Genomic DNA, 15,884 nt, shown 5'->3' with positions numbered 1-15,884 from the left:
CCGGATCAGAAGGTGGTGGGCGGGTTGACGACGGAGGTGGTGAGGCCGATGCCCGGAACGCCCCACTTGGCGAAGATCTTCGCGTAGTCCCCGTCGGCGATGAGCTTGTTGACGGCGTCGCTGAGCGCCTTGGAGATCGGCGAGTTCTTCCCGGTGACGAAGCCGACCGGGGTGGAGCTGATCTGGCCCAGGTACTTGGTGCCGGCGATGTGGGTGGAGTCGTACTTCAGGCTCAGGGTCGGGCCGAAGAAGATGTCCACCTTGCCGTTGGCCAGGCCCAGGAAGATGGGCGCGGTGTCGGCGAAGTACTGCACCTTGTAGGGGCTCTTGCCGGCCGCGGCGCACTTGCCGGCGCCGTCGGTCAGGATCTGCTGGAAGGTGGAGCCCGGGCTGGTCGCCACGTTGTAGCCGCACAGGCCGGTGAGGTCGGTCACGCTGTCGGCCTTGACGTCCTTGGAGCCGAGGAAGGACTGGCCGTCGTTGAGGTAGGTGGCGAAGTCGACCACCTTCTCCCGGGCGGCGGTGGCGCCGAAGTTGTCCTGGCCCACGTCGTACTTGCCGTTCTGCACACCGGGGATGACGGTGGGGAAGGTGCCGTACTGCACGTCCCAGCTGACCCCCAGCACCTTGGCGACGGCGTCGCGCAGGTCGATGTCGAGGCCGACCGTCTTGCCGCTCGCGTCCTGGCCGCCGTGCGGCAGGTTGGAGCTGCCGACCACCTGGCTGGTGCCGAGGATCAGCGAGCCGCGGCTCCGTACCGCCGCGGGCAGCTCGGCCTTCAGCGCCGGGTCGGCCTGGATCGAGGACACCACGTCCTCGGTCGGCAGCGCCGTGGACGCCGCCTGGGCCGGGGCACTCGACGTCGAGGCGCCGGTCGGGCCGCCGCCGGCGGCGGGGGTGACAGCCGTGCCGGAGCTGGATCCGCAGGCGGTGAGCAGAGCCAGAGCGGCGGTGGCGGCAAGCGCGGCTGCAGCCGTACGCGAGCGGTGGCCGTGGCGGGCGGGGCGTCCGTCGGTCGTCACGGAAGTTCCTTTCGGGGAGGGTGAAACGGCATGGGGGTGGTAAGGAGAGGGGTGAGTTGACGAGGTGTCAGAGGACGGCTGAGAGAAAGGCCCTGGCTCGTTCGTGGCTCGGGTTGGCCAGCACCTCGGCCGGGGGTCCCGACTCGATGATCCGGCCGCCGTCGAGGAAGACCATGGTGTCGGCGACCTCGCGGGCGAAGCCGATCTCATGGGTGACCACGATCATCGTCATCCCGCTGAGGGCGAGGTCCTTCATCACCGCGAGCACCTCGCCGACCAGTTCGGGGTCGAGCGCGCTGGTGGGCTCGTCGAACAGCAGCAGGTCCGGTTCCATCGCCAGCGCGCGGGCGATGGCCACCCGCTGCTGCTGGCCGCCGGACAGCTGCCGGGGGTAGGCGCCCTCCCGGCCGGCCAGGCCGACCCGCTCCAGCAGCTCCCTGGCCCGGGCCGCGGCCTGCTTCCTGGACGCGCCGCGGACCGCGACCGGGGCCTCGGTGATGTTCTCCAGCACGGTCAGGTGCGGGAACAGGTTGAACTGCTGGAACACCATCCCGACCCTGGCCCGCTGCCGGGTGATCGTCCGGTGCCCCAACTCGTGCAGCTTGCCGCCCTGGTGGCGGTAGCCGATGATCTCGCCGCCCACCTCGACGAAGCCGGCGTCCGGCTTCTCCAGGTGGTTGATGCTGCGCAGCAGGGTCGACTTGCCCGAGCCCGAGGGGCCGAGCAGCACGGTCACCTCGCCCTCGCCCACGTCCAGGTCCACCCCGTCCAGCACCAAGTGGGCGCCGAAGCTCTTGCGCAGGCCACGGATCCGGACCAGCGGCTGCCCGGTGCCGGTCATGAGAGCACCGCCGCACCGCGTCCGGTCCGCCCCAGCAGCGGGATGTTGCCGCGCAGCACCCGCCAGAAGCCTTCTCCGCCACGGCGGTTGCTGCCCCTGGCGTAGTGGCGCTCGACGAAGTACTGCCCGATCGAGAGCAGCGTGGTGAGGATGACGTACCAGAGCGTCGCCACCAGCAGCAGCGGGATGATCAGGAAGTTCTGGTTGTAGATCAGCTGGGACGAGTAGAGCAGGTCCTGCACCGCGATGACGCTGACGATCGAGGTCGCCTTGAGCATCCCGATCAGCAGGTTGCCGGAGGCCGGGACGATGGCCGGCATCGCCTGCGGCAGCACGATCCTGCGGAAGATCCGCGCGTTGCCGAGGCCCAGCGCCTGGGCCGCCTCGGTCTGGCCGTGCTCGACCGAGAGGATGCCGCCGCGGACGATCTCGGAGGAGAAGGCGGCCACGTCCAGGGTCAGCCCGATGAAGGCGGCCAGGATCCCGCTGAACAGGTGCGCGGTCCGCACCGTCGCGAGCTCCGGGCCGAACGGGATGCCCAGCGACAACTGCGGGTAGAGCGACGCCAGTTCATACCAGAACAGCAGCTGCACCAGGATCGGGACCGAGCGGATCAGCCAGACGAAGCCGAAGCTCAGCGTGCGCAGCACCGGGTTCCTGGACAGCCGCATCGCGGCCACCCCGATGCCCAGCACATAGCCGGTGGCCATCACCGCCGCGGTGAGCCAGAGCGTCAGCTCCAGGCCGCGCAGGATCGAGCCGCTCAGGAAGAAGCTGCCGACCGTGCCCCACTGGAACCGGCTGTTGGTGAACACCGTGTGCACGAACATGGCGAACAGCACCAGCAGCACCAGCGCCGAGACCCACTGGCCCGGACGGCGCAGCGGCACCAGCTTCGCGGCGAGCAGCTGCTCGTCCGGCACCGCGTGGTGCGCGGGCTGGACGTCCGACTTCGGGGTGTCCGAGGGCGGCGGTTCCGGCGGCGCGGGTATCCGCGCAGGGGTTTCCGAACGGCTCATGGTGTGTGCTTTCCGTCCCGTGGGGGCGCAGCATCACTCCGCGGCCCGGCGGGCGGGACGGGGTGACGGCGAGGGTGAGGGCGTGGTCGAGTCAGATCTCGGCGCGGCAGGGCGCGAGCGCGGTCAACAGACCGGGGCTGTCCTCGGACAAAGGGCGCTGCTCACCCGAAGCAGGTCGACATGGCGCCGCGCGACCCGCGACTGGAAGGACCCCTGCGGGCGCGGCGTGCTCATCGAGCGCTGTACCTGCATGTGGATCACCTCACCGTCTTCCGGCCCCGTGGGGCCTCGCGCTTACAGGAGAACTGTCGTCCTGTCGGGTCGTCACCTGGAGCACCCCACCGCGTCGGAGGGTTGCCGGTCAGCAAGCCAGGGCTTGACGCTGACGCTCGTAACCAGGGCTTACGTTAACCGCTCGGCGGCTTTTAGACAATGCCTATGGATCTGATGGGGATGCGATCCCGGCCTGCGGGAAGACTTCGCGGCCAAGCCGTGTTGTGGTCAAGGGAGTTGGTATTCGCTCGAACGCGAGTCGATCTCCGGGGATTGTGTTCGGCGCCCAACCGGAGCTACCGTGAGCCCCAGGTTACGAGCGTCAGCGACAAGCCCTGGCTTGCTGACCAGCAACCCTCCGACGCGGCGGGGTGCTCCAGGTGACGACCAGGCGGTGCCGGACCCGGCCCCGCAAGCGCGAGATTGAAGGCGGAGGTGACTGCGGTGCGTCGAGCCATCGGCACGTACTCGCGTCGACACATCGATCTTCAGCGCATCGCCAGCGCACTCTGTACGGCCGGTCACTCGGCCTGAGCCGCAGCGCTCTGTCGTAAACGCGCCTACCTCCCTCCCCGCACAGCCGACGCCGCCCCGGGCCAGTCCCGGCGCGGGTTCCGTTCGGCATGCCCTCCGCACCGGTGGAGCCCCCACCCGAGCAGGAAGCGACACCCCCCATGCCTCAACCAGACCCTGCCCTCCACCTCGCCGTCGCCCTGGACGGCGCCGGCTGGCACCCCGCCGCCTGGCGCGAACCGGCCGCCCGGCCGAAGGACCTGCTCACCGCGGCGTACTGGGCCGACCTGGTCGCCGAGGCCGAGCGGGGGCTGCTGGACTTCGTCACCATCGAGGACTCGCTCGGCCTGCAGTCCTCCAGCCACTTCGACGAGGACCGGCGCACCGACCAGGTCCGCGGCCGACTGGACGCGGTGCTGATCGCCGCCCGGATCGCACCGCTGACCAGCAACATCGGGCTGATCCCGACCGCGGTGGCGACCCACACCGAGCCGTTCCACCTCTCCAAGGCGATCGCCACCCTGGACTACGTCAGCACCGGCCGGGCCGGCCTCCGGGTCCAGGTCTCCGGGCGCCCCTTCGAGGCCGAGCTCTTCGGCCGGCGCACGGTGCCGCCGTTCCGGCTGGAGGACTTCGACCAGCCCCAGGTCCAGGCGCTAGTCGCGGACCTGTTCGACGAGGCCGCCGACTACGTCGAGGCGGTCCGCCGGCTCTGGGACAGCTGGGAGGACGACGCGGAGATCCGCGACACCGCCACCGGCCGCTTCGTGGACCGCGACAAGCTGCACTACATCGACTTCGAGGGGGCGAGGTTCAGCGTCAAGGGGCCGTCGATCACCCCGCGCCCGCCGCAGGGACAGCCGGTGGTCGCGGCCCTGGCGCACGCGACCATCCCCTACCGGCTGGTCGCCCGCTCCACCGACGTCGGCTTCGTCACCCCGCGCGGCGCCGAGGACGCCCGGGCCATCCTGGCCGAGATCCGCGCCGAACAGGCCGCCGCCGGCCGGGCCGAGGAGACCGTGCACGTCTTCGGCGACCTGGTGGTGTTCCTGGACGACGACGCCGACGCGGCAGCCGCCCGCAGGGACCGGCTGGACCAGCTGGCCGGCGCCCCGTACAGCAGCGACGCCCAGGTGTTCACCGGGACCGCCGCGCAGCTCGCGGACCAGCTGCAGGAGTGGCAGCAGGCCGGTCTGACCGGGTTCCGGCTGCGTCCCGCCGCCGTCCCGCACGACCTGGAGCAGATCACCCGCCGCCTGGTGCCGGAGCTGCAGCGCCGCGGCGCCTTCCGCACCGGCTACGAGGCCGACACCCTGCGCGGGCTGCTGGGCCTGGCCCGTCCCGCCAACCGCTACGCCGCCGTCTGAGGAGAGGTCCGACCCATGAGCAAGCCACTGAAGCAGATCCACCTCGCGGCGCACTTCCCCGGCGTCAACAACACCACGGTGTGGAGCGACCCCGAGGCCGGAAGCCACATCGAGTTCAGCTCCTTCGCCCACTTCGCCAGGACCGCCGAGCGCGCCAAGTTCGACTTCCTCTTCCTGGCCGAGGGCCTGCGGCTGCGCGAGCAGGGCGGGAAGATCTACGACCTGGACGTGGTCGGCCGCCCCGACACCTTCACCGTGCTGGCCGCGCTGGCCGCCGTCACCGAGCGGATCGGCCTGACCGGCACCATCAACTCCACCTTCAACGAGCCCTACGAGGTGGCCCGGCAGTTCGCCTCGCTGGACCACCTCTCGGACGGGCGGGCCGCCTGGAACGTGGTCACCTCCTGGGACGCCTTCACCGGCGAGAACTTCCGCCGCGGCGGCTTCCTCAAGCAGGAGGACCGCTACTCCCGGGCCCAGCAGTTCCTGCAGACCACCCAGGAGCTGTTTGACTCCTGGGACGGCGGCGAGATCCTCGCCGACCAGGAGTCCGGGCAGTTCCTCCGCGACCCCGAGGCCGGCCGCTTCGAGCACCACGACCAGCACTTCGACATCGCCGGGCGGTTCAACGTCCCGCGCAGCCCGCAGGGGCGCCCGGTGATCTTCCAGGCCGGCGACTCGGAGGAGGGCCGCGAGTTCGCCGCCTCCACCGCCGACGCCATCTTCAGCCGGCACAGCACCCTGGACGCCGGCCGCGCCTTCTACACCGACGTCAAGGGCCGGCTACCCCGCTACGGCCGGGGCCGGGACGAGCTGCTGATCCTGCCCGCCGCCACCTTCGTGCTCGGCGACACCGACGCCGAGGCCGTCGAGCAGGCCCGCGAGGTGCGCCGGGCGCAGGTCAGCGGGCAGACCGCGATCAAGTTCCTGGAGCAGCTCTGGAACCGCGACCTCAGCTCCTACGACCCGGACGGGCCGCTCCCGGAGATCGACCCCGACCTCGGCGAGCACACCATCGCCCGGGGCCGGGCCAGCGTCCGGATGTTCCGCGACCCGCTGGCCACCGCCAGGGAGTGGCGCGAGAAGGCCGCCGCCAAGCACCTCTCGATCCGCGACCTGGTGATCGAGACGACCAGCCGGCAGACCTTCGTCGGCTCCCCCGCCACCGTCGCCGAGACCATCAACGAGTTCGTCCAGACCGACGCGAGCGACGGCTTCATCCTGGTCCCGCACATCACCCCGAAGGGCCTGGACGCCTTCGCCGACACGGTGGTGCCGCTGCTGCAGGAGCGCGGGGTGTTCCGCAGCGAGTACGCCGGCAGCACCCTGCGGGACCACCTGGGCCTGGCCCTGCCCGGCCGGGACGGCGCGGCGGCGGAGCGGGTGGCCTCGTGAAGTTCATCAGCATCACCCTGATCGTGCACCGCCCCGACCCGGTCACCGGGGTCCAGGTCTCCACCCAGCAGCGCTTCCGCGAGGTGGTCGACAGCGCGCTGCTGGCCGAGGAGCTGGGCTTCGACGGCTTCGGCGTCGGCGAGCGGCACGAGCGCCCGTTCATCTCCTCCTCACCGCCGGTGGTGCTCAGCCACATCGCGGCGCTGACCCGGAACATCCGGCTGTTCACCGCGGTCACCACGCTCAGCCTGCTCGACCCGGTCCGGGCGCACGAGGACTACGCCACCCTGGACCACCTCTCCGGCGGCCGGCTGGAACTGATCATCGGCAAGGGCAACGGCACGGCGCAGCGCGAGCTGTTCCAGGTCACCCCCGAGGACCAGTGGGACCGCAACGCCGAGTCCTACGAGCTGTTCCGGCAGATCTGGCGCAACGACAAGGTCACCGCCTCGCCCAAGTTCCGCCCCGAGCTGCACGAGGCCGAGGTCTGGCCGCGGCCGCTGCAGCAGCCGGTCCGGGTCTGGCACGGCAGCGCCACCAGCCGGGAGTCGGTGGACCTGGCCGCCCGCTACGGCGACCCGCTGTTCTCCGCCAATGTCACCAACCCGATCGAGCCCTACGCCGAGCTGGTCCGCTACTACCGGGAGCGCTGGGAGCACTACGGCCACGACCCGGCCCAGGCCGCGGTCGGCGCGGGCACGGCCGGCTACTACGCCACGCCCACCTCGCAGCAGGCCCTGGCCGACTACCGCCCGGTGTTCGAGGGCTACCTCGCCTTCCAGAAGCAGCTCGGCGTGGAGCCGGTGTTCCCGACCCTGGAGGACTTCGTCGAGCGCAGTTCCGCGCTGATCGGCAGTCCGCAGCAGGTGATCGAGAAGGTGCACCGCTACCACGAGCAGTTCGGCCACAGCGTGCTGCACCTGCACGCCGAGGCCGGCGGCCTCACCGACGCCCAGCACCGCAGCTCGCTGGAGCTGTTCCAGTCCGACATCGCCCCGACCCTGCGCCGCGAGATCCCGGACCCGCCGTGGGCCTGGGGCCCGGTCCTCCCCGCGACCGACCGACAAGGAGCATGACCATGGCCAACACTCCCCTCGCGGTCCTCGACCTGGTGCCGATCAGCTCCGGCTCGACCGCGCCGGAAGCGCTGCGTCGCAGCATCGACCTGGCCCAGCAGACCGAGCGCTTCGGCTACAGCCGCTACTGGTTCGCCGAGCACCACCTCAACCCCGGCGTGGCCGGCACCTCCCCCGCCGTGGTGCTGGCGCTGACCGCCGCCGCGACCTCGACCATCCGGCTCGGCTCCGGCGCGGTCCAGCTCGGGCACCGCACCGCGCTCTCCACGGTGGAGGAGTTCGGCCTGCTGGACGCGCTGCACCCGGGCCGGTTCGACCTCGGCCTCGGCCGCTCCGGCGGCCGTCCCCCCGCCGCCACCAGGGAACCCGCCCTGGTCGGCGCGACCGCCGTGGTCGACGGGCACACCCCGAACGGGCTGCGGATACCCGCCAAGTTCGACTTCGCCCCTCTGCTGAAGTCCCCGCGCTTCGCGCTGCACAAGAAGCTGCTGCAGCTGCCGAACGCGGAGTCGCAGGACTACGCCGAGCAGATCGACGACATCCTCGCCCTGATCGCCGGGACCTATGCCACCGCCGACGGGGTGGAGGCCCATGTGGTGCCCGGCGAGGGCGCCGACCTGCAGATCTGGATCCTCGGCAGCAGCGGCGGCACCAGCGCCGAGGTGGCCGGGGCCAACGGGCTCCGCTTCGCCGCGAACTACCACGTCAGCCCGGCCACCGTGGTCGAGGCCGCCGAGGGCTACCGGGCCGCGTTCGTCCCGTCCACCGTGCTGGACCGCCCCTACGTCAGCGTCTCCGCCGATGTGGTGGTCGCCGAGGACGAGGCCACCGCCCGGGAGCTGGCCACCGGCTACGGCCTGTGGGTGCGCAGCATCCGCAGCGGCGCGGGCGCGATCCAGTTCCCCACCCCGGACGAGGCCCGCGCCCACGTCTGGAGCGACGCCGACCGGACCCTGGTCCAGGACCGGGTGGAGACCCAGTTCGTCGGCACCCCGCAGCAGGTCGCCGACCAGCTGGAGACCCTGCGCGACGCCACCGGCGCCGACGAGGTGATCGTCACCACGATCACCCACGACCACGCCGACCGGGTCGCCTCCTACCGGCTGCTCGCCGAGGAGTGGGCCCGCCGTGCCTGACCGCCGACCGCCGCACCGCACCTACCCGCCGCACCTGTCGCACCTGTCGCCAAGGAGAGCACTGTGAGCGTCGTCGTCCTCGTCGGCAATCCGAGACCGCAGTCCCGTACCCACCAGGCGGCCCAGCTGGTCGCCGAGTCGCTGACCGGCCGTCAGGCCGACCGCACGGTGGACCTCGCCGAGCTCGGCGCCGCGCTGTTCGACCCGGACGACCCGCGGGTGGCCGAGGCCGTGCGGGCGGTCACCGGCGCCGACCTGCTGGTGGTCGCCAGCCCCACCTACAAGGCCGGCTACACCGGCCTGCTGAAGCTCTTCCTGGACGGCCTCCCCTCCGGCGGCCTGGCCGGGGTGACCGCGGTGCCGCTGATGCTGGGCGGCCACTGGCGCCACTCGCTGGCGGCGGAGCTGCTGCTCAAGCCGCTGCTGGTGGAACTGGGCGCCACCGTCCCCAGCCGGGGGCTGTTCCTGCTTGACTCGGACTACACCGCCTCTGAGGAGCTGGAGAAGTGGCTGAAGTCGGCACGCCCGCAGCTGGCGGCGACGGTGAACGGCGAAGCGATCGGCCAAGCGATCGGAGCGGTCGGATGAGCTGCGACCAGGCCCTGGCCCCGACCGAGCTGCGCCGGGTCTTCGGCGCCTTCCCGACCGGGGTGACCGCCATCGCCGCGCTGGTCGACGGCGTCCCGGTGGGGCTCGCCGCCAGCTCGTTCACCCCGGTCTCGCTCGATCCGCCGCTGGTCTCGGTGTGCGTGGCGCACAGCTCGACCACCTGGCCGGCCCTGCGCGACCGGGCCCGGCTCGGGGTCAGCGTGCTCGGCGCCCACCAGGAGCAGGCCTGCCGCCGGCTGGCGGCCAGGGACGGGGACCGGTTCGCCGCCCTCGACTGGCGGGCCACCCCCGACGGCGCGGTACTGGTGGAGGACGCCAGCGCCTGGCTGGACTGCAGCGTCGAGCAGCAGATCCGGGCCGGCGACCACGACATCGTGCTGCTCCGGGTGCATGAGCTCGACGCCGACCACGCCGTACCGCCGCTGGTCTTCCACGCCAGCGGATTCCGCCGGCTCGAAGCCGCCTGAAAGGAACCACCGTGTCACCGATCCACACCGACGAGGCGCCTCCGGTCAGCGGCGGCCACCCGTTGGACAACCCGGCCCGGGCCTCGCTGCTCGGACCGCACGCGCACTTCGCCGAGGGCCTGGGCGACGTGCTCCGCTACCCGGCCGACGTCTCGCCCTTCGTCGCTCTGCCGGACCGGCCGGACGAGCAGACCTGGCGCGATGTCGCCACTCTGCTCGGCCCCGGCGCGGTGGTCCCGGTGGCCGGTCTGCAGGGCTCCCCTCCGGCGCGCTGGGAGACCGTGCTGAACGGCGCCGGGGTGCAGCTGGTGGACGACGGCGTCGCCGCGGCCCCCGACAGCGAGGCGGTCCGGCTGGGCCCGGCCGACGTGCCGGAGATGCTCGCCCTGGTCGCCCACGCCCAGCCGGGGCCGTTCCTGCCCCGCACCGTGGAGATGGGCGACTACCTCGGCATCCGCCGCGGCGGCGAGCTGGTGGCGATGGCCGGGGAGCGGCTGCACCCGCCGGGCTGGACCGAGATCAGCGCGGTCTGCACCGCCGAGAGCTACCGGGGCCAGGGCCTGGCCACCCGGCTGGTGCTGGCGGTCGCCCACGGCATCAGGGCCCGCGGCGAGACCCCGTTCATGCACGCGGCGGCGGGCAATACCAACGCCGTCCGGCTGTACCAGTCGCTGGGCTTCCGGCTGCGCCGCCAGGTCACCTTCCTCGGCGTACGGGTGCCGACGGACGAGCCGGCGCCGGCCCCGGAGTCCGTCGGATGACCACGGCCGAGCAGGAAGTCGTGTCCCTGGCCTCCGAGTTGATCGCCATCGACACCAGCAGCACCGGCGACCCGACGGTGCTCGGCACCGAGCGGGCCGCCGCCGAGTACGTGGCCGCCAAGCTGGCCGAGGTGGGGTACGAGACGACCTACGTCGAGTCGGGGGCGCGCGGGCGCGGCAATGTGGTCGCGCGCCTCCCCGGCGCGGACCCCTCCCGGGGCGCCCTGCTGGTGCACGGCCACCTGGACGTGGTCCCGGCCGACCCGGCCGAATGGTCGGTGCACCCGTTCTCCGGCGAGGTCAAGGACGGCTATGTGTGGGGCCGGGGCGCGGTCGACATGAAGGGCATGGTCGCCATGGCCCTGGCCGTGGCCCGGCAGTTCAAGCGGGACGGGGTGGTGCCGCCGCGGGATCTGGTCTTCGCCTTCGTCGCCGACGAGGAGGCCGGCGGCTTCTACGGGGCGCGCTGGCTGGTGGACCACCGTCCGGAGCTGTTCGAGGGGGTCACCGAGGCGATCAGCGAGGTCGGCGGCTTCTCGGTCACCTTCGACGGCGGCACCAGGGCCTATCTGATCGAGACCGCGGAGAAGGGGGTGATGTGGCTGCGGCTGAAGGCCAACGGCAGTGCTGGGCACGGCTCGATGCTGCACACCGACAACGCCGTCGCCAAACTCGCCGCCGCGGTGACCCGGCTCGGCAGCCACCGCTTCCCGTTGATCCTCACCGATCCGGTCCGTCAGTTCCTGGAGGGCGTCGCCGAGTTGACGGGTATTCCGTTCGACGAGAACGACCCGGAGGCGGCGGTGGCCCGGCTGGGCAACCTGTCCCGCATGATCGGCGCGACCCTGCGCGACACCGCCAATGTCACCATGTTCGAGGCCGGCTACAAGGCCAATGTGGTGCCCTCCACCGCCCGGGCGACCGTGGACGCGCGGATCCTGCCCGGCCGGGAGAAGGCCTTCGAGGCCGAGCTGGCCGAGATCCTCGGCCCCGGCATCGAGAGCGACTGGGACAGCCTGCCGCCGGTGCAGACCAGCTTCGACGGCCGGCTGGTGGACGCCATGGCCCTCGCCATCGGCGCGGAGGACCCCGGCGCGCGGATCCTGCCGTACATGCTGTCGGCCGGCACCGACGCCAAGTCCTTCGAGCGGCTGGGCATCCGGCACTTCGGCTTCGCCCCGCTGCGGCTGCCGCCGGAGCTGGACTTCACCGCGCTGTTCCACGGCGTGGACGAGCGGGTGCCGGTGGCGGCCCTGGAATTCGGCACCCGGGTGCTCGACCGCTTTCTGCGCAGCTGTTGAACGAGGCTGCTGAACGCGGCTGCGGAGTTATTTCCACCGCTGGAATAAACATTGCCAGTGCGGAGGACCGCTGACTAGGGTTCGGATATGGGATCACACGGCAACCTCGGGGAGCAGGCGCGAAGCGCCCGCCCGAGCGCGGGGCGATGTAGCCGCCGCGGCCGACTCATTTCCGCTCCCTGATTCGATCTGACAAGGCCCCTGGTGTTCGTCGGCTGCTGACTTCGCCGACGAACACCGGCAGGCCCATTTTGCCGATCTTTCGCGCGTACCCGTGGACAAGGACTCCCCCTGTGCGAAGCACATCCTCGACGCCTGCCGCCGGCCCGGACCGGAGACTCTTCCTGCAGACCCTGCTCGGCACCGCCGCCGCGCTCGGGCTGAGCGCCTGCACCAGTGCCGCCGCGAGCGGACCGGCGCTCTCCACCGCCGCGGCGCTGCCCAGTACGGTGCCCCCGGGCACCTCGCTGCGCATCGCCTCCGCACTCGGGGCCGAGCAACTGCAGCTCAAACTGGCCGGACTGCTCGACAACCTGCCGTTCACCGTGTCCGAGTGGCCCAACATCGGGGCGGGCCCCGATGTGATCAACGCCTTCCGGGCGCACTCGCTGGACATCGGCAACAACGCCGGGATCCCGCCGATCCAGGCCCACTTCCAGGGCTACGACGCGCGGATCGTCGCCATCAACCTGACCCGCAAGCCCACCTATGTGTTCGCCACCAAGCCGCACAGCGACATCTCCTCGGTCGCCGGCTTCAAGGGCAGGAAGCTCGCGTTCTCGCAGGGCCAGGCGCAGGGGGTGGTGCTGCTCCGGGCCCTGAAGCAGGCGGGCCTGAAGGAATCCGACGTCACCCTGGTCCCGCTGACCAGCAATCAGTTCCTCACCGCGCTGGAGGCGGGCCAGGTCGACATCGCCCCGCTGGCCATCTCCCAGGTGCCGGCCTATCTGACCCGCTACGGGACCGACGGCGCGCACACCATCAGCACCGATGTGGTGGACCTGCTCAACCTGCTCTGGGCGCCCGCCTCGGTGCTCTCCGACCCGGCGAAGGCCGCCGCGGTCGCCGCCTTCGTCCCGCTCTGGGCCAAGGGCCTGGTCTGGGTCTACGAGAACCCGGACACCTGGAACGAGGACTACTACGTCAAGACCCAGAGCATCACCCTGGAGCAGGCCAGGGGCATCACCGCGCTCTCCAACAAGCCTCTCTTCCCCCCGAGTTGGGACGAGGCGATCACCTGGGAACAGGAGACGGTGGACCTGCTCGCGGCGGGCGGCTTCGTCAAGTCCTTCAAGGCGGACGTGCTCTTCGACCGCCGCTTCGAGCCGCTCGCGTCCCAAGCCGTCGCCGCCGAGTACCGGAGTTGACTGCCGTGACTGACACCGCATCGGAACAACTCGCGCCACCGCTCCCGACCGGACCCGCCACCGCCGCCGCCACCACCGCCGACCCCGGTGCCGTCGACCGGGCCGCCGCCGGTCCGGGCGTCGCCCCGGCCCGGCGCCGGGTGCGCCGGCTCGCCCCCGGCAGGCGCCTGCCCTACGCCCGCCTGCTGGGACCGGTGCTGCTGCTGGTGGTCTGGTCGGTCGCCTCCGCGGCCGGGGCGCTCGATCCGCGCACCCTGCCCGCACCGTGGACCGTGGTGCACACCGGCGCCCACCTCTGGACCGCCGGCACCCTGCGCACCGACATCGGCACCTCGCTCTGGCGGGCCACCCAGGGCTTCCTGATCGGCCTGGCGGCGGGCGTGGTGCTGGCCCTGCTCGCCGGGCTCAGCCGGATCGGCGAGGCCGTCATCGACGGCTCGGTGCAGATCAACCGGGCCATTCCGACGCTCGGTCTGATCCCGCTGTTCATTCTGTGGCTCGGCATCGGCGAGACATTCAAGGTCGCCATTATCGCGATCGTCGTCTACATTCCGATCTACCTCAATCTCTATTCGGCGCTGTCGGGAATCGACAACCGCTTCGTGGAACTCGGCGAGGTGCTCGGCCTCAGCCGCCTCGCATTCATCAGGGACATCGTCATCCCCGGCTCGCTGCCCGGCTTCTTCGTCGGCCTGCGGCTGGGTGTGACCGGCTCCTGGCTCTCCCTGGTCGTACTCGAACAGATCAATGCCACCAGTGGCCTGGGCTACATGATGTTCCAGGCGCAGAACTACGGCCAGACCGATGTGATCGTGCTCGGCCTGCTGATCTACGGGATCTTCGGCTTCGCCTCCGACACCGTCGTCCGCGTCCTGGAACGGAGGGTGCTGTCATGGCGCCGCTCACTGAGCAACTGACCCGGCCCGCCGTCCACATCAGCGGCCTGACCCGGGGCTTCGGCCGGCGGACGGTGCTGGACGGCATCGACCTGGACATCCCGCCGGGCCAGTTCGTGGCCCTGCTCGGCCACAGCGGCTCGGGCAAGAGCACCCTGCTCCGGGCCATCGCGGACCTGGACCACGATGTCACCGGCTCCGGCGAACTGCGGGCCCCGCAGCGGATCTCGGTGGTGTTCCAGGACTCCCGGCTGCTGCCCTGGCGCCGGGTGCTGCAGAACGTGGTGCTCGGCGCCCGCGGCACCGACGCCCAGGGCAAGAACCCGGTCGAACGCGGCCGGGCCGCGCTGGCCGAGGTGGGCCTGGCCGGCCGCGAACGGGCCTGGCCCAGCCAGCTGTCCGGCGGCGAGCAGCAGCGCGCGGCGCTGGCCCGCTCCCTGGTCTGGGAGCCGGAACTGCTGCTGGCGGACGAGCCGTTCGGCGCCCTGGACGCGCTCACCAGGATCCGGATGCACACCCTGCTGCGCGAGCTGTGGGACCGCCACCGGCCCTCGGTACTGCTGGTCACCCATGACGTGGACGAGGCGATCGTGCTCGCCGACCGGGTGCTGGTGCTCGACCAGGGCCGGTTCAGCCTGGACCTGACCATCGACCTGGCCCATCCGCGCTCCTACCGCGACCCGCACCTCGGCGAGTACCGCGAGCAACTGCTCAGCGCCCTGGGCGTCGAGGACGACGTATCCACCACGTCCGTACCCACCAAGGAGGTACAGCCATGACCGCCATCGACACCACGACCGCCCTGACCGTCCGGAAGGTCACCGGCCGCATCGGCGCCGAGGTCTCCGGCGTCGACCTGAACCGGGAGTTGGACGACGCCACGGTGGCCGCGCTGCGGGCCGCCGTCAACGAGCACAAGGCGCTGGTCTTCCGGGACGTGGACCTGGACGACGCCGGGCAGGAGCGCTTCGCCCGCTACTTCGGCGAGCTCACCTCGGCGCACCCGACCGTGCCGTCCCAGGAGGGCACGCCGAACGTGCTCCCGGTGGACAGCGAGAACGGCGTGGCCAACCACTGGCACACCGACGTCACCTTCGTGCTCAACCCGCCGCAGCTCAGCACCCTGCGCAGCATCGTCGTCCCGCCCTACGGCGGCGAGACGCTGATCGCCAACTCGGCGGCGGCGTACCGGGACCTGCCCGCACCGCTGCGTGCCTTCGCCGACAACCTGTGGGCGGTGCACACCAACGACTACGACTACGCGGTGGCCCCGGAGAGCCTGGACGAGGAGGCGCGGCAGCGCCGTTCGGTGTTCACCTCGATCACCTACGAGACCGTGCACCCGGTGGTGCGGGTGCACCCGCTCACCGGCGAGCGCGGCCTCTACATCGGCGGCTTCGCGCAGCGCATCGTCGGCCTGTCGGCGGGCGAGTCGCGCGACGTGCTGCGGCAGCTCCAGTCGTATGTGACCCGGCCGGAGAACGTGCTGCGCTGGCGCTGGGCGCCGAACCAGCTGGTGCTCTTCGACAACCGGATCACCCAGCACTACGCCATCGACAACTACGACGGCCTGCCGCGCCGGCTGAACCGGGTGACGGTGGCCGGCGACGTCCCGGTCGGCATCGACGGGACCAGCAGCCACTCCGTCAAGGGCGACGCCTCGCACTACAGCCCGCTGGCTACGGCCGCTGCTGTCGGCGCTGCCCAGGGCTGAGGCGCTGCTCACCGTTCCCGGCTTTCCGTCCACTGGACGGGGGGCCGGGAACAGCCGTCTGGCGGGGTGTCTTGAATGTCAGGCCCATGACACTATGCACGGGAGGTACCGCTCAGCAGAGAAAAGG

General features: G+C 71.5%; 17 protein-coding genes and 2 riboswitches. Of the genes, 13 read left to right on the top strand and 4 right to left on the bottom strand.

What is annotated here, in order from left to right:
- Positions 1-5: 5 nt before the first annotated feature.
- The 4 genes from ACEZDG_RS18420 to ACEZDG_RS18405 all read right to left on the bottom strand — a co-directional run bounded on the left by ACEZDG_RS18420 (position 6) and on the right by ACEZDG_RS18405 (position 3,116).
- Positions 6-1,022: a transporter substrate-binding domain-containing protein gene (locus ACEZDG_RS18420; protein WP_380510480.1), complete on the bottom strand. Its 1,017-nt coding sequence runs from the start codon at positions 1,020-1,022 to the stop codon at positions 6-8.
- Between the two features lie 67 nt (positions 1,023-1,089).
- Entirely contained in the window at positions 1,090-1,842 is a 753-nt protein-coding gene (locus ACEZDG_RS18415) for an amino acid ABC transporter ATP-binding protein (protein WP_380510982.1), read from the bottom strand.
- Between the two features lie 17 nt (positions 1,843-1,859).
- Positions 1,860-2,882, bottom strand: a complete 1,023-nt coding sequence (locus tag ACEZDG_RS18410) for an amino acid ABC transporter permease (protein ID WP_380510477.1) — start codon at positions 2,880-2,882, stop codon at positions 1,860-1,862.
- Between the two features lie 123 nt (positions 2,883-3,005).
- Positions 3,006-3,116: a putative leader peptide gene (locus tag ACEZDG_RS18405; RefSeq protein WP_380510979.1), complete on the bottom strand. Its 111-nt coding sequence runs from the start codon at positions 3,114-3,116 to the stop codon at positions 3,006-3,008.
- 51 nt (positions 3,117-3,167) lie between these two features.
- Positions 3,168-3,279: riboswitch (SAM riboswitch) on the bottom strand.
- Positions 3,280-3,466: 187 nt separating this feature from the next.
- Positions 3,467-3,579: riboswitch (SAM riboswitch) on the top strand.
- A gap of 11 nt (positions 3,580-3,590) precedes the next feature.
- On the opposite strand from ACEZDG_RS18405, the gene ACEZDG_RS18400 reads away from it, so the two are divergent.
- From ACEZDG_RS18400 to ACEZDG_RS18340, 13 genes are all read left to right on the top strand, one after another.
- Positions 3,591-3,689: a putative leader peptide gene (locus ACEZDG_RS18400; protein WP_380510474.1), complete on the top strand. Its 99-nt coding sequence runs from the start codon at positions 3,591-3,593 to the stop codon at positions 3,687-3,689.
- 140 nt (positions 3,690-3,829) lie between these two features.
- Positions 3,830-5,035, top strand: a complete 1,206-nt coding sequence (locus ACEZDG_RS18395) for an LLM class flavin-dependent oxidoreductase (protein WP_380510471.1) — start codon at positions 3,830-3,832, stop codon at positions 5,033-5,035.
- Positions 5,036-5,050: 15 nt separating this feature from the next.
- Entirely contained in the window at positions 5,051-6,430 is a 1,380-nt protein-coding gene (locus tag ACEZDG_RS18390) for an NtaA/DmoA family FMN-dependent monooxygenase (protein ID WP_380510468.1), read from the top strand.
- Entirely contained in the window at positions 6,427-7,506 is a 1,080-nt protein-coding gene (locus ACEZDG_RS18385) for an LLM class flavin-dependent oxidoreductase (protein WP_380510465.1), read from the top strand. Before ACEZDG_RS18390 ends, ACEZDG_RS18385 begins: the two co-directional genes overlap by 4 nt.
- 2 nt (positions 7,507-7,508) lie before the next feature.
- Positions 7,509-8,642: an LLM class flavin-dependent oxidoreductase gene (locus ACEZDG_RS18380; protein WP_380510462.1), complete on the top strand. Its 1,134-nt coding sequence runs from the start codon at positions 7,509-7,511 to the stop codon at positions 8,640-8,642.
- Positions 8,643-8,705: 63 nt separating this feature from the next.
- Positions 8,706-9,230 (top strand): NADPH-dependent FMN reductase, encoded by a 525-nt coding sequence (locus ACEZDG_RS18375; protein ID WP_380510459.1) that lies wholly within the window; start codon positions 8,706-8,708, stop codon positions 9,228-9,230.
- Positions 9,227-9,718: a flavin reductase family protein gene (locus tag ACEZDG_RS18370; protein WP_380510456.1), complete on the top strand. Its 492-nt coding sequence runs from the start codon at positions 9,227-9,229 to the stop codon at positions 9,716-9,718. The genes ACEZDG_RS18375 and ACEZDG_RS18370 overlap by 4 nt, the downstream gene beginning before the upstream one ends.
- A gap of 11 nt (positions 9,719-9,729) precedes the next feature.
- Complete coding sequence (locus ACEZDG_RS18365) at positions 9,730-10,479, top strand: GNAT family N-acetyltransferase (RefSeq protein ID WP_380510453.1); 750 nt, start codon at positions 9,730-9,732, stop codon at positions 10,477-10,479.
- Positions 10,476-11,780, top strand: coding sequence for a M20/M25/M40 family metallo-hydrolase (locus ACEZDG_RS18360; RefSeq protein ID WP_380510450.1), 1,305 nt, complete (start codon positions 10,476-10,478; stop codon positions 11,778-11,780). The genes ACEZDG_RS18365 and ACEZDG_RS18360 overlap by 4 nt, the downstream gene beginning before the upstream one ends.
- A gap of 293 nt (positions 11,781-12,073) precedes the next feature.
- Positions 12,074-13,147, top strand: coding sequence for an ABC transporter substrate-binding protein (locus tag ACEZDG_RS18355; RefSeq protein ID WP_380510447.1), 1,074 nt, complete (start codon positions 12,074-12,076; stop codon positions 13,145-13,147).
- 5 nt (positions 13,148-13,152) lie between these two features.
- A complete protein-coding gene (locus tag ACEZDG_RS18350) occupies positions 13,153-14,064 on the top strand; it encodes an ABC transporter permease (RefSeq protein ID WP_380510444.1) in 912 nt (303 codons plus the stop codon).
- Positions 14,040-14,822, top strand: a complete 783-nt coding sequence (locus ACEZDG_RS18345) for an ABC transporter ATP-binding protein (protein ID WP_380510441.1) — start codon at positions 14,040-14,042, stop codon at positions 14,820-14,822. The genes ACEZDG_RS18350 and ACEZDG_RS18345 overlap by 25 nt, the downstream gene beginning before the upstream one ends.
- Positions 14,819-15,757 carry a TauD/TfdA dioxygenase family protein gene (locus ACEZDG_RS18340; RefSeq protein ID WP_380510439.1) on the top strand — a complete coding sequence of 313 codons (939 nt, stop codon included), beginning with the start codon at positions 14,819-14,821 and terminating at the stop codon, positions 15,755-15,757. The genes ACEZDG_RS18345 and ACEZDG_RS18340 overlap by 4 nt, the downstream gene beginning before the upstream one ends.
- Positions 15,758-15,884 lie beyond the last annotated feature (127 nt).

This window comes from Streptacidiphilus alkalitolerans (genome assembly GCF_042511045.1).
Taxonomy (GTDB): Bacteria; Actinomycetota; Actinomycetes; order Streptomycetales; family Streptomycetaceae; genus Streptacidiphilus; species Streptacidiphilus alkalitolerans.
This window is presented reverse-complemented; position numbering and strand designations above follow the sequence as displayed.

Excerpts from the sequence above, each read along its gene's own strand:
- ACEZDG_RS18410 (WP_380510477.1), bottom strand. The coding sequence starts at position 2,882 with ATGAGCCGTTCGGAAACCCCTGCGCGGATACCCGCGCCGCCGGAACCG.
- ACEZDG_RS18405 (WP_380510979.1), bottom strand. The coding sequence starts at position 3,116 with ATGAGCACGCCGCGCCCGCAGGGGTCCTTCCAGTCGCGGGTCGCGCGG.
- ACEZDG_RS18395 (WP_380510471.1), top strand. The coding sequence starts at position 3,830 with ATGCCTCAACCAGACCCTGCCCTCCACCTCGCCGTCGCCCTGGACGGC.
- ACEZDG_RS18390 (WP_380510468.1), top strand. The coding sequence starts at position 5,051 with ATGAGCAAGCCACTGAAGCAGATCCACCTCGCGGCGCACTTCCCCGGC.
- ACEZDG_RS18380 (WP_380510462.1), top strand. The coding sequence starts at position 7,509 with ATGGCCAACACTCCCCTCGCGGTCCTCGACCTGGTGCCGATCAGCTCC.
- ACEZDG_RS18370 (WP_380510456.1), top strand. The coding sequence starts at position 9,227 with ATGAGCTGCGACCAGGCCCTGGCCCCGACCGAGCTGCGCCGGGTCTTC.
- ACEZDG_RS18360 (WP_380510450.1), top strand. The coding sequence starts at position 10,476 with ATGACCACGGCCGAGCAGGAAGTCGTGTCCCTGGCCTCCGAGTTGATC.
- ACEZDG_RS18345 (WP_380510441.1), top strand. The coding sequence starts at position 14,040 with ATGGCGCCGCTCACTGAGCAACTGACCCGGCCCGCCGTCCACATCAGC.
- ACEZDG_RS18340 (WP_380510439.1), top strand. The coding sequence starts at position 14,819 with ATGACCGCCATCGACACCACGACCGCCCTGACCGTCCGGAAGGTCACC.